The organism is Bacteroides cellulosilyticus (assembly GCF_020091405.1).
In the GTDB taxonomy this organism is placed as follows: Bacteria; Bacteroidota; Bacteroidia; order Bacteroidales; family Bacteroidaceae; genus Bacteroides.
Genome location: NZ_CP081903.1, coordinates 2498802 through 2517844 on the forward strand (window position 1 = coordinate 2498802; position 19043 = coordinate 2517844).

Below are 19043 nucleotides of genomic sequence, written 5' to 3' on the forward strand. Positions count from 1 at the left end.
TTATTTTTTAGATGGATAAAAGTGACGCACTGTCCCGGTCGCAATAAAGCGTCGCATGGGGATGAGTACGTAAAATAGAAGCCGGGCAAGTGGTGCTGACAGGACCGTATAATGTTTCTTTCACAGCATTTGCCTTCGGCTTTCCCGGTACTATGCAAAAGATACGGGTAGCTTTCATCATAACCGGTATCGTAATGGTGACTGCCTGTTGGGGTACTTTCTCCAGACTGGAGAAACAACCGTCGTGTACCTGTTGTGTGCGACATACCTCGTCCAGTAATACCACTTTTACCTGCTGGGGATCATCAAACAATGCCACATGCGGGTCATTAAAAGCGATGTGCCCGTTTTCACCGATTCCCATGAAAACAATGTCGATGGGATGCTTTTGCAGAACTTCTTCATAGTGGGTGCAGATGTTCTCGGGTGAGGCGCCTTCTATATATAGATAATGTATAGACTTGAAGGGAAGTGCGGCAAATATGTGTTCTTTGAGATAATTCCCGAAGCGTTGAGGCGCATCCGCTTGCAGACCGATGTACTCGTCCATGTGCAAGGCATGGATGCGGTTCCAGGGAAGAGCATACTTCTGCAAGGCGGCCAGAAACTCGTTTTGTGAGGGGGCCGCTGCAAACAGAATATTGATTTCCTCTTTTTCTTTTAATAATTGGTTGATACTTTCGGCTGCAGCTTGTGCGGCATCTTCGCCCATAATCTGGCGGGTAGCGCATACCCGTACCAGTAAAGCTTCTTTCTTAATTTCTTTTATGTTCATGGTTGTTCAAATAGTGTTTCTCCGTTAATGAATACCCGGTTGATGCGGATATCCGGGTCGAATATTACAATGTCGGCATCATATCCTTTGGCAATCTTTCCTTTCCTGTCCGCAATGCCCATTATTTCGGCGGGGGTGAGTGTCATCATGCGCACGGCTTCTTCCAGAGGGCGTTCTCCCATCCGGTACATATTCCGTACCAACCGGTCGGTCGTAGCTACGCTTCCCGCAAAGGACTGGCGGTCGGGCATCTTGGCTACTCCGTCCTCAATGAGCACTTCGCATCCTTTGGCACGACTGCCCAATATGCTTTTTCCTTCAGGCATACCTGCACCGCGCATGGAGTCGGTGACTAAGGCAATCTTCTCCGCACCCTTATTCTTTACTGCCAGTTTCATAAGCGGTGCCGGAACATGTACGCCGTCCGTTATCAGTTCAATGGTTATTTCGTCCAATAAATATCCCGCTTCTACACAACCTGCGTAGCGGAAGGCGTTCCGACGGGTTACTCCATTCATGCAGGAGTAGAAGTGGGTGATATGGGTAAAACCGTGTTTCACGGATTCCACCACATCTTCATAAATGGCATCTGTATGCGCTATGGAAGGCAATATGCCACGTCGGTGCAGTATATCACCAAACTCAAGTGCCCCCGGAAGTTCGGGAGCAATACTCCACCGGACGATATCCTGGCTCCTGTCCAATATCTCCATGTATTCTTCGGGGGAAGGGTTGCGCAGATAGCGCGGATCCTGTGCTCCCCTGAAGGCATAGGCAAAGTAAGGGCCTTCCAGGTGTAAACCTCCGAAAGCGGCACCCGAACGTTGATCTTTTACCCGGTCGTATATATCGAGAAAGCGAAACAGTTCCTGATTATCCGAAGCCAGTGTGGTAGGATAAAGTAAGGTAGTTCCGTGCCGCAGGTGTTCGCGGGCAATGGTGAGGCAGTCTTCTTCCGTACAATCCATGAAGTCGGAATCGCCTGCGCCGTGTGTGTGCAGGTCGATGAATCCCGGGGCGATGTAGCCGCCGTGTGCATCGTGACCTATGCTGCCGGGCACTTCATAGTTTCCCGGCTCTATGCCGATAATTTTTCCTTCGGCGATGAGTACGGTTCCCACTCCGAAATTACGTTCCGGAGTGATGATTTCACCGTTATAAATTCTGGTTATTTGTCCTTTTTCAGTTTCCATAATTCAGACCAATGATTGATTTTATATCCGTAGAATGCGTAAAATATCAAATAAAGGAAGCAGGGAATCAGCACGATATATCCGATCCGCAATCCGTAATGATCGGCTATCAGTCCATAGATGACCGGCATGAAAGCGTTGCCGCAGAGTGCCATCACCATGAACGAGGACCCCAGGTTCGTCCAGCGTCCCAGGTCATGTATGGCAAGCGGCCATATCCCGGCATAGATCAGTGCGTTGCATACTCCCATCAGGCTTAGGCACCAGATGGAAAGGGAAGTGGCATGTCCGTATATCTGTACTTCTCCGGGAATCACCAGTACACAGACCGATAATATCAGTCCGCCTACGGTGCAGATACGAAACATGCGTTGCTGGCTGGCAAACCGGGGAATCAGCAGGATGCCGATGAAATATCCCACAAGAGCACAGGACAAAGTGATGCTGGGGAATATCTTGGCTTCGTGCAGATTGAATCCCATACTTTCGGCATAGCTGATAATCGTATCGATGGAAATCACCTGGGCCGCCACATGAAAGAAGATGGCGAATACTCCTAATATAAGGTATGGATACGAGCCGATAGACTTGTGGTCACTGGAAGAGTGGGTACTCTTTTCCTGTTCATTACTCAGATCGGGCAGCCGGATGAAATGTATCGCGCAGCCAAACAGGAACAAGAACAGGGAAAGTATCGAGTAGGGGACAATAACCCTCCGTATCAGTTCGTCCAGCAAGAGGTCTTTCTCTACACCTGCCACATTGTTATTCTTCAGCACTTCGAACAATTCGGTATCCGTTGATTTCAGGATGACGGCGGCAAACAGCAGGGGGGCGATGATTCCGGCTATCTTGTTGCATAGCCCCATGATACTGATACGCCGGGCTGCCGACTCTATTGGTCCCAGTATGGTGACATAAGGATTTGCTACGGTTTGCAGGATGGACAGACCGGTACCTATGGTGAATAGTCCGGTCAGGAAGACGGGATAGGCCCGGGTGCAGGCTGCCGGAACGAATAGGACGGTCCCGGCTGCCATAAGCCACAATCCTGCGATAATACCCCGTTTGGGGCCGATCCGACCGATCAGTTTGGCAGCGGGAATAGACATCACAAGGTAAGCGATGTAGAATGCCAAGGTTACCAGATAAGACTGGGTGTGGGTTAACTCGCAAGCCACTTTGAAGTAGGGAATCAAGATGGAGTTTACCCAGGATACCAGTCCGAAGATGAAAAACAGCGTTCCCAGCATCAGCATAGGCAGCAGATTGGAGGAAGGCTTTTGTTGAACGTTACCTTTAAACATACCTTTTTACAGTTTTATATAAATACGTTTGCGATAGAGAATGTATCCCAATGCCCATATCACCCCGATGAAGAACAGGGCGTACACCAGAGAACCTGCATAATCTCCCAGCAAGGGTTGCAGCGTCCGGTTGTAGATAATTCCCCGGACACTGATGGTTGCTTCGCCCCACGGGATGAATGACAATCCGAACAGTACGCTGATGATCCACGCAACTACATACATGAAAAGCGGATTCACTCCGAAGGCTTCGAAGAAGCGGCACCAGCGCTTTTTCTGCCTGACGTCAATGATATCTATCAGTAAAGCAAGAAGCAGGGAAGCTGTTCCGGAAGTGATTAAAGTGTAAGAAGCAGTCCACAGTTTCTTGTTTATCGGATCGAGATATTGTAACAGGAAACCGGCGAACAACAGAACCGTACCGAACAGGGCGACCTGACGGATACGTTCCTTATTTTCCGCTATCCCCGTAATCAGGCTTCCAACGAACGTGCCGAACAGTACATGCGCCCAACAAGGAATCGTACTCAGCAGCCCTTCGGGTTCGAAAGCAAAGCTACCGCCCTCAGCGGCCTCTTTGATTAAATGTCCCGCTCCCAGCAGTTTGACGTCAATCACCGCAATCAGGTTGTCTGCCGAATGTACATATCCGTTGAAACATTGCAGCAACACAAGATATAGCAGCAGAATTCCTCCTGCCGTGGCAAGATAATACTTCTTTGGAATAAGAATTGCCAGGAATGCTCCGCCTGCATAAGCCAATGCCAACCGTTGCATGACACCGAGAATACGCAGATGTTCCCAGGAGAAAGTGCCGTAACAAAGTTTGGAGAAACAATCCAATGCTATTCCTACGGCAAAGAGAGCTACGGTCCGGCGGATGATTTTCAGGCTGACGGTGGTATTGAGTTTATCGAACTTGCGCAATGAAAAGTGGATGGCTACGCCCATGATAAACATAAAAAAGGGATAAACCAAGTCTGTGGGGGTTAATCCATGCCATCGTGCGTGTTGCAACGGGGCATAGACAGACTGCCAGGAACCGGGGTTGTTCACCAGTATCATTCCGGCTATGGTAATCCCTCTTATTACATCGAGTGCAAGTAATCTATTGTTTGGGGCCGACATAAGTGCTGAATGTTTTGATTATTAATAGTTTGGGTGCTCTTCATTAAATGAAAACACCCGGATGCTTTATTCTACTCTTGCAAAAGGTGGCATCTTTTGTAGCAAAAGATGCCATCTTTAACATCATAAGATGCCACCTTTCGTTGCAAAAGATACCATCTTTTGCATGTGATGTTTTATTGCTTCATATCCTTTCCTTTAATGAAACAGGTCTCCGGAATATGGCTTCTGCAAGAGGATGCTTAATGTTCGGTGAAAGCGTCATAGAGCACCTGAAGCAGACTCTCTTCTTTGTTGGGAGAATCGTGCGAGATAGCCCATATCATGATACCTCCGTAACCGTTGTCATTTACATACCCGGCTTTGGCACGCATGGTTGGTTTGCCGTTGTAGAAGAGTAGTCCGATTTCGTCCTTCTCCGTGGCCTGTTCGTTGGGATAATTCTTTAGAATCTCCTTGTACGGCATGTGTGTAGCCCCTACCGGGGTTTCATCGGATACGAAGTGTACACCGTAGAAAGGCACTCCGAGGATAATCTTCTCTTTGGGTACTCCGCGGATTTCACTCCAACGTTTGGCTGCCATGCGGAAGTGTTCCATGCTGGCGTGCTGAGCCACTTTCGATGATTTCCAACCACCGGTGAAGTCGTACACCATGATATTGACCAGGTCCAGATATTCAAACATTGAGTTGGTATATACGTTATAGTTTCCCCAGCCTCCGTTCCATTCCGGATAGTCGGCACTCACGGCGGCAGTCAGCAGTTTGCCTTTGGGAAGTTCCGCCCTCAGTTCTTTGTAGAAGTTTTCAAGGAGAGCTACTTTTTCCTTGTCGCCTTCTCCGTAGCCTTCCGGACCGCCTGCCCAGTGTTCGTAGTCGATGTCAAGACCGTCGAATTCCCAGTCTTCCACAGCTTTCAACAGTTCCTTTTTGAAGCGGTTGCGGTAAGTATCATTAAGCAGTACACCCGCCATAATGGCTTTGTTGCCGCCTCCACCTGCGGATAACAGAACTTTCACCCCTTTCTTTTGCCCTTCGCGGAAGATGGGCAAAAGCTTTTCGATGTTGGCGGCATCAGCCAGGCCACCTTCTTCTGTGGCGCGTCCGAAGGCGATGCTCAGGTGAGTCAATTGATCCCAGGGAATCTGGTATTCGGGAAGTTGTTCATATTGCAGGTATCCGAAGATAACCTTGGATGGTTTCTTGGGTGGTTCTTCCTGGAAGGTTCCTCCGCATCCGAAGAGGATGCAGAGAAGTGCCCATAGAGTCAGATATTTCATAGGTATCCGTATGTTTTTAAGGTGCTGTTACTACTAAAGTGAATTCTCTGAAATTAGTGGTTCCGTTTCGTACCGCTTCAAAGCGCAGCTTGAAACTTCCGGTCTGGGTGAATGTGTAGCTCAGTGTAGGGGCGGTTCCGATCACTTCACCGTCCAGCAACCACTTGACGGACACGCTGCCGTCTGCCGGAGAAACCAGGATAGGGAATTCCGTGAGGGTGCCTGCTATGGCTGATACACTTTCCAACATGTCGGTATAGATATAGAGTTCATCATCGGCAAAGGTCGGGTTGCTTGCCGAGTCGTCTTTACAACTTCCCATGGCGATGCCCAGGAAGCACAATATTAGAAAAATATACTTGGTTTTCATAATTTATCCGTTCTTTTTAATTGTGTAAACTTATTCTTTATCCCACCATACACGACTGGTCCAGCTGTCTGTTCCTCCCATGCGGCTGAGTGCTTCTTCCAGATTTTCCTTGTTCTTAATCTGTTCTTCCAGCGGATACATCATGCGGTTGGGGCGTTTGCCGTCCGATTCGTTTTCTGTGGGAGCCAGGTTGTAGAACTTAGTGTACTTGCTCGGCATACCGCTGCGCCGGATGTTAGACCAGGCTTCAATCGGGTCGAGGATATAGAGCAGCCACAGTTGTTTGTTGATCTCTTCCAGCGCCTCGGTGTCGCCTGCATCCAGCAGTGAAGACTGTTCTTCGGAGAGGGCTTCCAGTGTGGCGTCGTCGGGTACATTGGCGCCAAACAGGCTCCATTGCTTGATGGCGGCTACCAGACCTTTCTTATAGTGTTCCTTGGCACTTTCGGAAGATACATTCCAATGGCGGGCAGCGGCTTCGGCCAGGTAGAATTCTGTTTCGGCATAAGTCAGGTGCATATAAGGAGATGCCGGATCAGTCAGCAGTTTAGAGGGTTGCATCTTCTGGTAGTGGTGTGCTACACTTACATCTTTTCCATCGATATTGATGGTAAGAGCCGGTGCCCAGGCATTGTAGATGAAATCTTGTGCCGGCACTCCTTGGTACGAACCGGTCTTTTCGTAAACAATGGACGTGATATCCGTGCGTTTGCTGTCGGTATAGTAGGCGCCTCCGATGTAGAGAGTGCGCGGGTCGTTGGTGGAAGTCAGCGCTTCCAGCAATTCGTTGGTCATGCGGTAGTTGCTGTAAGTAGGATCTTCCAGCATCTGGTTGGCAAATCCGTTGCCCGGACCTTCGTCCAGCCTGCTCGATTCGTGAGCCACATAACAGATATCGCTGTTAGAAGTCATTACTCCTGCCTCATAAGCTGCTTTGGCTTCTTGCTGGGCAAGTGTGGGGTTGACTTTCAGCAGGCGCATGGAGATGCGCAGCCATAAGGAATTGGCAAACCGTCTCCATTTCTCGATGTCGCCATTGAAGTAAAGGTCGTTCTGCGGAGCCATAGCCGATGCGTCCAGTTGGGCGGAAGCGGCGCGGAGTTCGCTCAGGAAATCCATGTAGATATCTTCTTGCTTGTCGTATCGGGGTTTCACGATGTTTTCATTGTATATCTTTCCGGCTTCAAAGTACGGAATATCACCGTAATAATCCGTCAGTTTAAGGAAAGCCTCTACTTTCAGGATGCGTCCGATGGCATTCAGATTGATTTCTTCCGGATTGTCGGCGGTCTGGCTGACCAGTGCGACTGCATTCTTAATGATATCGGGATAATAGGCTACCCAGAGGCGTTCCATGTAGGCAATGTTCTTTTTGGCTTTTCCGCCGTACTCCTGCATACTCCAGCCACCAATCCAGTGGTTGACGAATGCCCCCGGATAGATAAAGTAGCGGATGGTGTTCTGCATGTATTGCGAATGAGTCAATTGTATGGTCGGAATCAGCAGATGCGGGGATATGCTGGTTGCCTTGGTCGGATTCTCGTTCAGTTCAGTCAGGTCTACACAGCTGCACAGGCAGATGAGGCCGATAAATAAGGAACTCCATTTTATATTTTTCATGTTGGTATGCATTTTAGAATTTGACATTGATGCCGAAGCCGAAGGTGCGGCGTGAAGGTAATGAGCCATACTCGAAGCCCTGTCCGTTACCGTTGTTGTAAGAAGATTCAGGGTCGATGTTGTCTACTTTTGAATAGATCAGCAGCAGGTTGCGACCGTAAGCCGAGAGGGTGACGGACTCAATAGGAGTATGTACGAACCACTTCTTGGGGCATGAGTAAGAGAGTGATACTTCACGCAGTTTCACGAAAGAGTTGTCGCAGATGAACGGTTCGGGGGAAGAGTTCTGCAAGGCCTGCCAGTATTTGGCGGGATCTACGTACACATCGTTGGGCACATAGCTTACGTTACCGTCGGCATCGGTTACGGCTTTTACTCCCTTACCTACATAACCTCCGGTCGGTGTCCAGTCTTTGGCATCCACGTTGGCCGACAGGCGGGCTTGTTCGGAGGCGTACCAGCCTTCGCGTCCTTCCAGGGTTTCTTTGGAAGTACCGTTTACGTGCGACTGCATCTTACTCATGGAATAAACGTCCGCACCGAATTTCATATCTACCAGTACACTCATAGATAAGTTCTTGTAAGAGAAAGCATTGCGGAAACCTAAAGTGAAGTCGTAGTTGCCGTTCCCTAACACGGATACTTTATCGTCGAAAGTAGGCAGACCGTTTTCATAAATCACTTCGCCGGCTTCTGTACGGTTCAGTTTCTTACCTACGATGACACCGTAAGGTTGTCCTTCGCTTGCGTAGATGAAGGCGTTGGCCCAGCGGGCGGCTGCCAGTTCAAAGTCTTTCACGTCTTCGTGCAGTTTCACTACTTCATTATAGTTCTTGGCGAAGTTGATATTGGCATCCCAGGTGAAATTTTTGGTTTTCACCGGTACGAGTGACAGGGAAGCTTCGATACCTTTGTTGGAAATTTCACCGGCATTGATCATGGCACGGCTGTATCCGGTAGATTGTGAAACCGGCAATGACAGGATCTGGTCTTTGGTTATCTGCTGGTAATAAGTAAAGTCCAGTCCCAGGCGGTTATCCAGGAAACGCACATCCATACCTAATTCGAAAGAGTAAGTCGAGGTCGGTTTCAGGTTGGCATTAGGCACGGAACCGGAAGTGATGTAGCCCAAGGAAGTTCCTTTATTGGTATAAGGTTTCAGGCCGTATTCCAATTGAAGCTGATAGGGGCTTGTGTCACCACCTACTTTAGCCCATGAAGCACGCAACTTACCGAAGGTGAACCATTCTTTGTGCTCAAAGAGGTTGGAGAATATCAAGCTTCCCGAAACCGAAGGATAGAAATAAGAACGGTTCTTGGGACTTAGAGTGGACGACACGTCATTACGGAACGTTGCATCGAGGTATGCAAACTCTTTGTAACCCAGGCTGACCTGTCCGAACAGGGAGCGCACGGCTTTACGCACCAGGGCATGTTCGGTTTCTATGCTGGAATAGTTGGTGATGTCCTGTAAATCGGGGATTACCTGCGTTTGTCCGGTCTGGATCATGGATTCGTACTCATAGCGCATCACATTGCCGCCGACGAAAGCCGATACATCGAAATCACCGAAACGCTTTTGGAAACGAAGCATCATCTCGAAGTTGTACTGCATCACGTTGTTGGTCATTTCCTTCATCATTCCATCGGTAAATCCGGGGGTATACATCGGAGTGAAATCGGTGAAGCGGAAGGTGTAGGAGTCCAGACCGGCTTTGAAGCTGGCTTTCAGATAATCGGTGAATGCATAGTAGAGGCGTCCCTGTCCGATGAGGCGGTCGCGCTTGGACTTATTGCTCATTTCATTGATTACCCAGTAGGGGTTGATGCGGTATTTGTCACCGTTCCAGTCATTGTAACGTCCGGTTTCGTCCTTGTAGTTACTGGATAACCATTTCTGGTCAAAACTCGGTGCGATACCTATCAGGGCATTACCAAGATTACTCGGACTGTCGGACAAGGCGGGACGGTTCTGCACGGATTCGTAACTGTAAGTGGCCTGTGCTTCTACGGTCAGGCGTTTGGAAAGCTGGGTGTTTCCTTTAAAGGAGACACTGGTACGGCTCAGTTCCGATTCGGGCACGATATCCCAGTTGCGCATATCAGATACGGATACACGGAAAGCCGACAAGTCATTGGTCTTGCTGAAGGCAACGGCATTGGTGGTAGTGATACCGGTATCGAAGAAACTCAGGATGTTGTTGTTCACATTACTATACTTCCGTATCTCATCATTATAGATATGTACATCCATGTTGGGATCTAACTTTCCACCCCAAGCCACTTGTGAAGTGGTCGATGCCGACTGACCGGACATAGAGGGACGTCCGTCGCGGCCCTGACCGTAGACGCGCTGGTAATCGTCGAAGCCGGTCAGCAATTTAACAATGCTCAGGTTGGATGAGAACTCCACACCTATACCCTTTTTCTTCTGGGCGGACTTAGTGGTGATGAGGACAACACCGTTGGAAGCTCTGGAGCCATAAAGTGCGGAAGCGGACGGGCCTTTCAGGATAGAAATGTTTTCAATATCATCCGGGTTGAGGGAGGACAATACGTCACCATAATCGTAACCACCCCATTTGCCTGCACCTTCCAGTTCCGTATTGTCCACCGGCATACCGTCGATGACATATAGGGGCTGGTTGGAACCTGTCAGCTGGGAATTACCGCGGATAATGACGCGTGTGGAACCGGAAGGGCCTGCTGTTGTGGAAGAGATATCCACACCGGCTACTTTACCCGAGATGGCAGACATTACATTCTGCTCGTTACCGGCTGTCAGTGCGTCATTGTTTACGGAAGATACGGCGTAACCTAAAGCTTTGGCTTCACGCTTGATGCCGAGGGCGGTCACTACCACTTCGTCTATCTTCACGGCTTCTTCCTGAAGGATGATGGTGATTTGGGAACGTCCTTCTACTTTGATTTCTTCTGATTTCATTCCGATATAGCCGACGCGTAACACGGCGTTGCGCGAAGAAGCATTGATGGTAAAGCGTCCTTCTACATCGGTAATGACACCTGTCTGGTTGCTTTTGTCTTGAATAGTAGCCCCGATAATGGGTTCTTTGTCTACTCCGATAACGATACCGGATACCTTGAAATTGCTTTGAGCCAGAGTAATCAAGCTACAGCACATACATACAATGAGGAAGATACTTCGCATTGAAGTGTTCTTTCCTGACGAGTTAGGTAAAAGAATAAAATTTCTCACTGTTTCTCATTGGTTATTAGGGTTAATAATAGTGGTTGTTTTCCCGTACTTATAGTAATTCCTATATTGGGTTGGAGTCATCTGATAGATTCGTTTAAAGGATTTGGTAAGATTGATGTAATCTTCATAACCCAGTTCAAAGGCTATATCCATGATGGGCAGGTCTGAGGTTAACAGTTTCTCGGCGAAACAGGAAGTGCGGTAATCCAGTATATATTGGTAAATGGAAATGCCGACTTCCTTACGGAAATGTTTTTCCAGTACACGGCGTGAAACACAAAGGCGGTTCAGTATTTCTGTGATGCTGATAAGTCCGTTGTTCTCCGCCTCAATAAGTTTCAGGGCATCAAGGATCAGTTTGTCGCTTACCGAGTATCCTTCTGTTGACTTTCTGCGTTCAATACGGATGGGATTGATAACGATATTGAATTGCGGCAGTTGTCTATCTTTCACAATGCTGTGCAGCAGTTTGGCTGCCTGATATCCGCCATTCTTTACATCCAGCATGATGGAAGAAAGGGGAGGGTCGGACATATTGCAGAGTATTTCGTCATTATCCACTCCCAAAACAGCCAGATTCTGGGGGACTTGAATGTTGCTGATACCGCAGACTTCGGTTATGCGTAAGGCGAATACGTCGTCGCAGGCAAACAAGGCTGTGGGATGGGGGAGTTGCTGCAACCAGGCTTGGAGGGTCTGCTGGTCGGAAGTAGAGCCATACCGGATATTGCTCTCTTCATTATAGATATAGGCATGCTGCCCTACTTCGGCAAGGCGGGTACAGAAACCCTCTTCACGTTCGCGTGACCAGATTGTATCACTGGTGCCGTAGAAAGCAAAATTAGTGTAACCTTTCCGCAAGAAGTAGTTGGCGGCCATTTCACCGGTGCCGTAGTAATCACCGGTAATATTGGATATGCCGTCCACACGGTTGGTGTAGTTTTGCAGGATGACAGGGATGCCTATGGAGCGCAGCCGTTCGGTATTTACTTCGGACAGCTGTCCCATGATGGCATCCGCTCCCCAACGCTGAGCAATATCAATGACTGTTTCGATTGCTTTTTCGTCATTGAAGTCTTCACGGCTCAATGGAATTCGATAAAAGCGCCAGTTGCCCACTTCCATGGAATATCGCAGGAAACCTTTTAATAAAAGGCGGCTGTACGCGCTGGTAAAATCGGATAATAGCAGTACTTTCAGCATACGGTATTAAATTTGCGGTTCGCTTTTTAATTGTTCGCTGCAAATTTAAGCCGTTTGCGTTTGTTGATATGCGTCAGTATGCGTTTATTTGTTGTTGATTTGCGTCAATACAATTGTCTCCTATCTATCATATTCTTTTAGCTCTGTATTCTTTCGGTGACATCCCCGTATGCTTCTTGAAGTACCGTCCGAAGAACGACTGGTCGGGAAAATTATACCGGTCGGCTATCTCTTTCAGTGAGAGGTTGGTGGATTGTAGGGCGACTTTGATTTCCAATGTGAGGAACTCATCAATGATTTCTTTAGCGGAAATCTGACCTACCTCTTTAGTAATAGCGGAAAGGTAACGTGTAGAAATACAAAGTTGCTCGGCATAAAAGGCTACATCCCGTTGTGCGGTACAATTGGTGTGTACCAGGTGAATGAACTTTTTGAACAGTTGTCCTTTCCGGTTCCCTCCTTCCAATTGCTCTTTGGTGAAGTATCGCTGCACCTTATCATAAGTATCCAGAAAGAATATCTGAAGCAGGTTCTGGGCAATACTTTCGCGGAACTGGTTTTCCTTGTCGGCATAGATGGCGGCGCTTGCCTCTATCATTCTCAGGATGGGGCGTATTGTTTCGAGTCTGGTATGTGTATAACAGGAGTTTTCTTTCATGAAATGGATGAATGCCGGGTCCAGTCGGAAACAGGCGACCTTCATCATCTCGCCCGAATAAGCGAAATAGTGTATTTGGAAGTCCGGGCTGGCCGATCTGAGCGAAAGAATAGAGCCGGGCAATAACATAATGTTCGTATTCGGTATAATGTGATGCTTCTCCAGATCTATGGTGATTTCCGCTTCTCCGCCGGAACAGAATAAAAGGACTCCATTCGTTAATTTGACGAGTCGGTTGTGGTAAAACTCCAGGTTATCGCTCCCGGATCTGAAGGTTTCTGCTTTCGTAGTTAATAATGGATTCATACTTTATCTTTTTAAAGTTTTGTTGGAACAAAGGTAGAAGTTCTTTTTGGAATGTTAAGCAAACCGTTCCGAAAATGAACAAAGGAGTGCGACAAATGAAACAAGTTGTTGTTCAAAAACGGCATACCTTTGCCGCCGACATAACAAAAGATGTTTTTAAAAAGATTGTAGTATGACAACAAAGAAGAGATTGATTAGACAAATGATGACATTCATTTGTGGAGTAACATTGGTAGCATGCGGACAGGCTCCTACCGTGCAGACCAGTTCTGAGTATGAGGTGATGAGAATCACGACATCCGACAAGGAATTGCAAACGACCTATTCAGCGAGTATCCGGGGAAGACAAGACATTGACATTTACCCGCAGGTATCAGGTTTCCTGACTAAACTCTGTGTGGAAGAAGGTCAGGCAGTCCGCAAAGGACAAGTCTTGTTTATTATTGACCAAGTGCCTTACCGTGCGGCTTTGCAGACTGCGGAAGCCAATGTGGAAGCGGCGCGTGCAAGTGTAGCTACGGCTCAACTGACGTATGACAGTAAAAAAGAATTGTTTGCCCAGAACGTGATTTCCGAGTTCGATTTGCAGACATCTTATAATAACCTGCTGACGGCGAAAGCGCAATTGGCGCAGACGGAAGCGCAACGTGTAAGTGCCGCCAATAACCTTTCTTATACGGAAGTGAAAAGTCCTGCCGACGGTGTTGTAGGCACTCTACCCTATCGTGTGGGCGCTTTGGTTAGTGCCAGCCTGCCTAAACCGTTGACTACGGTTTCTGATAATTCCGATATGTACGTTTACTTCTCGATGACAGAAAACCAGTTGCTGGATATGACGCGCCGCTACGGTTCCAGGAGTAAAGCATTGGAGGAAATGCCTGCTATTGGACTGATTTTGAATGATAAATCCACCTATCCTTCGCAAGGTAAGATTGAAACAATCAGTGGGGTTATCGATACTTCTACCGGAACTGTCAGTCTGCGTGCCGTATTCCCGAATAAAGAAGGATTGTTACAGAGTGGGGGAGCCGGCAATGTAGTGGTTCCTGTTCAAAAACGGAACTGTATCGTTGTTCCGCAAGCGGCTACTTATGAAGTGCAGGATAAAGTGTTCGTATTTAAAGTAGTAGATGGTAAAGCGCAGTCTGCCCCGGTGGAGGTGACCCGTGTAAATGGTGGAAAAGAGTATATCGTAGACAAGGGCTTGAATGTGGGTGATGTAATTGTGGCTGAAGGCGTAGGATTATTGCGCGAAGGTACACCTATTCAAGCTAAGGCAGCATCCTCTGCAACACAAGAAACCGCTAATCAACAAACAAAGGAGGATTAATCCATGAATCTGAGAACATTTATTGAACGCCCGGTATTTTCGGCGGTCATTTCTATAACGATTGTCATTCTGGGTATCATCGGGTTGTTTACCCTGCCCGTCGAACAATATCCCGATATTGCTCCGCCTACCGTTATGGTAAGCACCACGTACTACGGTGCCAGCGCGGAAACTTTGCAGAAGAGTGTTATCGCTCCGTTGGAAGAAGCTATCAACGGTGTGGAAGACATGACCTATATGACGTCTACCGCTACCAATGCCGGTTCGGTATCCATTACCGTCTATTTCAAACAGGGAACCGACCCGGATATGGCTGCCGTTAATGTGCAGAACCGCGTATCCAGAGCTACCGGACAGCTTCCGGGAGAAGTAACTCAGGTAGGTGTGACTACTATGAAACGCCAGACCAGTATCTTACAGATGTTTTCATTGCATAGTCCCGATAATTCGTATGATGAAAACTTCCTTGCTAACTATATGAGTATCAACCTGAAGCCGCAGTTGCTGCGTATTGCAGGTGTGGGCGATATGATGATTATGGGTGGTGACTACAGTATGCGTGTCTGGATGAAGCCTGATGTGATGGCACAGTACAAACTGATTCCGTCTGACGTGACGGCAGCACTTGCCGAGCAGAATATAGAATCGGCTACCGGTTCGTTCGGTGAAAATTCGGACGAAACCTATCAATATACCATGAAGTATAAAGGCCGTCTGATTACACCGGAGGAATTTGGTGAAATCGTAATCCGTTCTACGGAAGACGGTGAAGTGCTGAAGTTGAAAGACATTGCAGATGTGGAACTGGGTAAGGACAGCTACGCCTACAAAGGCGGTATGGACGGTCACAATGGTGTTTCCTGTATGGTATTCCAGACAGCCGGCTCCAATGCAACGGAAGTAAACCAGAACATTGACAATCTGCTGGACGAAGTACGTAAAGACCTGCCGAAAGGTGTGGAACTGACACAGATGATGAGTTCCAATGACTTCCTGTTCGCTTCTATCCATGAAGTAGTAAAGACTTTGATTGAGGCTATCATTCTCGTTATCTTGGTGGTATATGTATTCTTGCAGGACATCCGTTCCACATTGATTCCGTTGGTGGGCATCATCGTGTCACTGGTAGGTACCTTCGCTTTTATGTCCGTTGCCGGATTCAGTATCAACCTGATTACACTGTTTGCATTGGTGCTTGTGATCGGTACGGTGGTGGACGACGCCATAGTCGTCGTCGAGGCGGTACAGTCGAGGTTCGATGTCGGGTATAAGTCTTCTTATATGGCAAGTATCGACGCTATGAAAGGTATCAGTAATGCGGTTATCACCTCTTCACTGGTATTTATGGCGGTGTTCATTCCTGTATCGTTTATGAGTGGTACGTCCGGTACGTTCTATACGCAGTTCGGTCTGACGATGGCGGTTGCGGTAGGTATTTCAGCCGTTAACGCTTTGACGCTGAGCCCGGCTCTTTGCGCTCTGCTGCTGAGACCTTATATTAATGAAGATGGCACGCAGAAGAATAATTTTGCCGCCCGTTTCCGTAATTCGTTCAATGCGGCTTTCGATGTGGTGGTGAATAAGTATAAGAATGCGGTATTATTCTTTATCAAGCGTCGCTGGTTGTCATGGTCATTGTTGGTTTGCTCAGTGGTAGTGTTGGTACTCCTGATGAACTCTACGAAGACCAGTTTGGTGCCTGATGAAGATCAGGGTGTATTGTTCGTCAATGTAAGCACGGCTCCGGGTAGTTCACTGAAGACTACGGATGATGTTATGCTTCGTGTGGAAGAACGCTTGGAGGCTATTCCGCAGAAACTTCATATTCAGAAAGTAACCGGCTACGGTTTGCTTTCCGGACAGGGAAATACCTTCGGTATGATTGTAGTGAAGCTGAAACCTTGGGATGAACGTACAAAGAAAGAAGATCAGGTGCAGGCTGTCATCGGACAGATTTATGCCCGCACGGCAGATATCAAGGATGCCACGATCTTTGCAATTGCTCCGGGTATGATTCCGGGTTATGGTATGGGTAATGCACTCGACCTGAATGTACAGGATAAGTTGGGCACGGATGTGAATACCTTCTTCCAGACTACCCAGCAATACCTGGGTGCTTTGAACCAGCGTCCCGAAATCTCCATGGCCTATTCTACTTTCGATGTGCGCTATCCGCAGTGGACTGTAGAAGTCGATGCTGCCAAATGTAAGCGTGCCGGCATTACTCCGGATGCAGTGCTCTCTACACTTTCGGGCTACTATGGCGGACAGTATGTATCCAACTTCAACCGTTTCTCAAAGGTATATAGGGTTATGATACAGTCCGGTCCGGAATACCGCATGGATGAGACTTCACTGCACAATACCTTTGTTCGGATGGCAAACGGTGAGATGGCTCCGCTGAGCCAGTTCGTTACGCTGACCCGCAGTTATGGTGCCGAGACATTGAGTCGCTTCAATATGTATAACTCCATAGCTGTGAATGCCATGCCTGCCGAGGGATATAGTACGGGTGATGCCATCCGTGCCGTGAAAGAGACAGCGGAAATCAGCCTGCCGAAAGGTTACGGTTATGACTTCGGTGGTATCACACGTGAAGAGAACCAGCAGAGTGGTACGACGGTAATTATCTTCGGCATCTGTATTCTGATGATCTATCTTATTCTGAGTGCGCTTTATGAAAGCTTCATCGTTCCGTTTGCAGTTATTCTTGCGGTTCCGGTAGGCTTGATGGGTACGTTCTTGTTTGCCAAGATAGCAGGATTGGAGAATAACATTTATCTGCAAACAGGTTTGATTATGTTGATCGGTTTGCTTGCCAAGACAGCCATTCTGTTGACGGAATATGCTGCCGAGCGCCGAAAAGCAGGCATGGGATTGATTGCTTCCGCAGTCAGCGCAGCCAAAGCCCGTCTTCGTCCTATCCTGATGACGGCACTTACCATGATCTTCGGTCTGTTCCCGCTGGTAGTAGCTACCGGAGTAGGTGCTAACGGTAACCGTTCGTTGGGTACAGGTGTAGTAGGTGGTATGACCATCGGTACACTGGCATTGCTTTTCATCGTTCCGGCTTTGTTTGTCACCTTCCAGTGGTTGCAGGAACGTCTGCGTCCGGCTCAGTCCATGCCTACCAAAGACTGGCAGATTGAGGAGGATATGGAAGTGAGTAAGAAAGAAATAGAAGAACATCAATCAAAAGAAAAATGAAGAAACAAATCATCACTTTAGCTGTCGCAGCCTTGCTGTTGAGTAGTTGCGGCATCTATACTAAATATGAACGTCCCGAAGTCAAGACCGACGGACTTTACGGGCAGGATGTAGAGGTGGAAGACACCACCTCTATTGCCTCTCTCTCCTGGCGCGAGTTGTTTACCGACCCGCAACTACAATCTCTCATTGAGCATGCACTGCAAGGAAATACCGACTTGCAGTCCGCTCAGTGGCGTATCAAAGAAGCGGAAGCCACTCTGTCATCCGCCCGCCTGGCCTATCTGCCTTCTTTTATGTTGACTCCGCAGGGAGGTGTCAGTAGCTTTGATAAATCAAAAGGTTCCTGGACGTATAGCGGCATAGCATCCGCCAGTTGGGAAATTGATATTTTCGGTAAACTGACCAATGCGAAACGCCGTGCGAAAGCTTTGTACCTTCAGAGTCTGGAGTACGAACAAGCTGTCACTACTTCGTTGATAGCCAATGTGGCAAATATGTATTATACCTTATTAATGCTCGATGCACAATACAACGTCTCTGCCGAAACTGCCGCCAAGTGGCGTGAGAGCGTGAAGACAATGCGTGCCATGAAAGCAGCAGGTATGACAGATGAGGCCGGAGTAGCCCAGACCGAAGCAAACTGTTATATGGTAGAAGCCTCTTTGCTCGACCTTAAACAGCAAATCCGTGAAGTAGAGAATTCACTTTCTATTTTACTGGGTGATGTGCCCGACGCCATCGAACGTGGAAAGCTACAGGGACAAAGTTTCCCGGAAGAACTTACTGTTGGCGTACCTTTGCAGTTACTCTCCCGTCGTCCCGACGTGAAGAGTGCGGAACTCTCGCTGGCACAGGCCTTTTATAGTACCAATGCGGCACGTTCAGCCTTTTATCCTTCCATTACTTTGGGAGGTACGGCAGGTTGGACAAATTCTGCCGGAAGCATGATTATCAACCCGGGTAAGCTGTTACTCTCCGCAGTTGGTTCACTGACACAACCTTTATTTAATAAAGGATTGAACATGGCACAGTTGAAAATAGCCAAAGCCCAACAGGAAGAAGCTAAACTTTCTTTCCAGCAGGCTCTGCTGAATGCTGGGAGTGAAGTGAATAATGCCCTTACCCAAGTGCAGGTGGCCCGTGGTAAAACAGAGTTGCGCGACGGACAAATCACTTCATTGGAAACCGCAGTCCGAAGCACGCAATTGTTGATGAAACATGGCAACTCCACTTATCTGGAAGTACTTACCGCCCAGCAATCGTTGCTCTCTGCCCAACTGACGCAGATAGCCGACCGCTTCGATGAGATACAGGGAATTATCAATCTCTACCAAGCCTTAGGTGGTGGCAGGGAATAAAGAATAAATCATATACTCTCTCTTCTCTCGTTTCTTCATCCCCTTTTATCCTTCACGAAGTGGAGTGGTGAGAGGGGATATTTTTAGT

The 19043-nt window shown here is 48.0% G+C and carries 13 protein-coding genes; 3 read left to right on the forward strand and 10 right to left on the reverse strand.

The annotated features are described in order from the left end of the window. Window positions 1–7 precede the first annotated feature (7 nt). From K6V21_RS08760 to K6V21_RS08805, 10 genes are all read right to left on the reverse strand, one after another. Window positions 8–775 carry a glucosamine-6-phosphate deaminase gene (locus tag K6V21_RS08760; protein ID WP_224321517.1) on the reverse strand — a complete coding sequence of 256 codons (768 nt, stop codon included), beginning with the start codon at window positions 773–775 and terminating at the stop codon, window positions 8–10. After that, window positions 772–1968 carry an N-acetylglucosamine-6-phosphate deacetylase gene (gene nagA / locus K6V21_RS08765; RefSeq protein ID WP_195538153.1) on the reverse strand — a complete coding sequence of 399 codons (1197 nt, stop codon included), beginning with the start codon at window positions 1966–1968 and terminating at the stop codon, window positions 772–774. Before nagA ends, K6V21_RS08760 begins: the two co-directional genes overlap by 4 nt. Further along, entirely contained in the window at window positions 1944–3275 is a 1332-nt protein-coding gene (locus K6V21_RS08770; RefSeq protein WP_224321518.1) for a sugar MFS transporter, read from the reverse strand. Before K6V21_RS08770 ends, nagA begins: the two co-directional genes overlap by 25 nt. A 6-nt stretch (window positions 3276–3281) precedes the next feature. Beyond that, window positions 3282–4403 carry an acyltransferase family protein gene (locus tag K6V21_RS08775; RefSeq protein WP_195538155.1) on the reverse strand — a complete coding sequence of 374 codons (1122 nt, stop codon included), beginning with the start codon at window positions 4401–4403 and terminating at the stop codon, window positions 3282–3284. Window positions 4404–4645: 242 nt separating this feature from the next. Beyond that, window positions 4646–5683, reverse strand: coding sequence for a glycoside hydrolase family 18 protein (locus K6V21_RS08780; protein ID WP_224321519.1), 1038 nt, complete (start codon window positions 5681–5683; stop codon window positions 4646–4648). Between the two features lie 16 nt (window positions 5684–5699). Continuing rightward, the gene (locus K6V21_RS08785) at window positions 5700–6053 is read right to left on the reverse strand and encodes a PKD-like domain-containing protein (protein WP_007212120.1); all 354 of its coding nucleotides are present in this window, start codon (window positions 6051–6053) and stop codon (window positions 5700–5702) included. A gap of 30 nt (window positions 6054–6083) precedes the next feature. Next, window positions 6084–7673: a SusD/RagB family nutrient-binding outer membrane lipoprotein gene (locus K6V21_RS08790; RefSeq protein ID WP_224321520.1), complete on the reverse strand. Its 1590-nt coding sequence runs from the start codon at window positions 7671–7673 to the stop codon at window positions 6084–6086. 13 nt (window positions 7674–7686) lie between these two features. After that, complete coding sequence (locus K6V21_RS08795) at window positions 7687–10842, reverse strand: SusC/RagA family TonB-linked outer membrane protein (RefSeq protein ID WP_217713550.1); 3156 nt, start codon at window positions 10840–10842, stop codon at window positions 7687–7689. A 54-nt stretch (window positions 10843–10896) separates the two neighbouring features. Continuing rightward, a complete protein-coding gene (locus tag K6V21_RS08800; RefSeq protein WP_195538159.1) occupies window positions 10897–12093 on the reverse strand; it encodes a DNA-binding transcriptional regulator in 1197 nt (398 codons plus the stop codon). A 127-nt stretch (window positions 12094–12220) separates the two neighbouring features. After that, window positions 12221–13057, reverse strand: coding sequence for a helix-turn-helix domain-containing protein (locus tag K6V21_RS08805; protein WP_224321521.1), 837 nt, complete (start codon window positions 13055–13057; stop codon window positions 12221–12223). A 172-nt stretch (window positions 13058–13229) separates the two neighbouring features. Between K6V21_RS08805 and K6V21_RS08810 the strand changes: the two genes are divergently transcribed. Genes K6V21_RS08810 through K6V21_RS08820 form a run of 3 tightly spaced genes read left to right on the forward strand, consistent with a single transcriptional unit; the run spans window position 13230 to window position 18955 of the window. Next, window positions 13230–14387: an efflux RND transporter periplasmic adaptor subunit gene (locus tag K6V21_RS08810; protein WP_217713552.1), complete on the forward strand. Its 1158-nt coding sequence runs from the start codon at window positions 13230–13232 to the stop codon at window positions 14385–14387. 3 nt (window positions 14388–14390) lie between these two features. Beyond that, a complete protein-coding gene (locus tag K6V21_RS08815; protein ID WP_217713553.1) occupies window positions 14391–17594 on the forward strand; it encodes an efflux RND transporter permease subunit in 3204 nt (1067 codons plus the stop codon). Beyond that, window positions 17591–18955, forward strand: coding sequence for an efflux transporter outer membrane subunit (locus tag K6V21_RS08820; protein WP_195538163.1), 1365 nt, complete (start codon window positions 17591–17593; stop codon window positions 18953–18955). Before K6V21_RS08815 ends, K6V21_RS08820 begins: the two co-directional genes overlap by 4 nt. The last annotated feature ends 88 nt before the right edge of the window (window positions 18956–19043 follow it).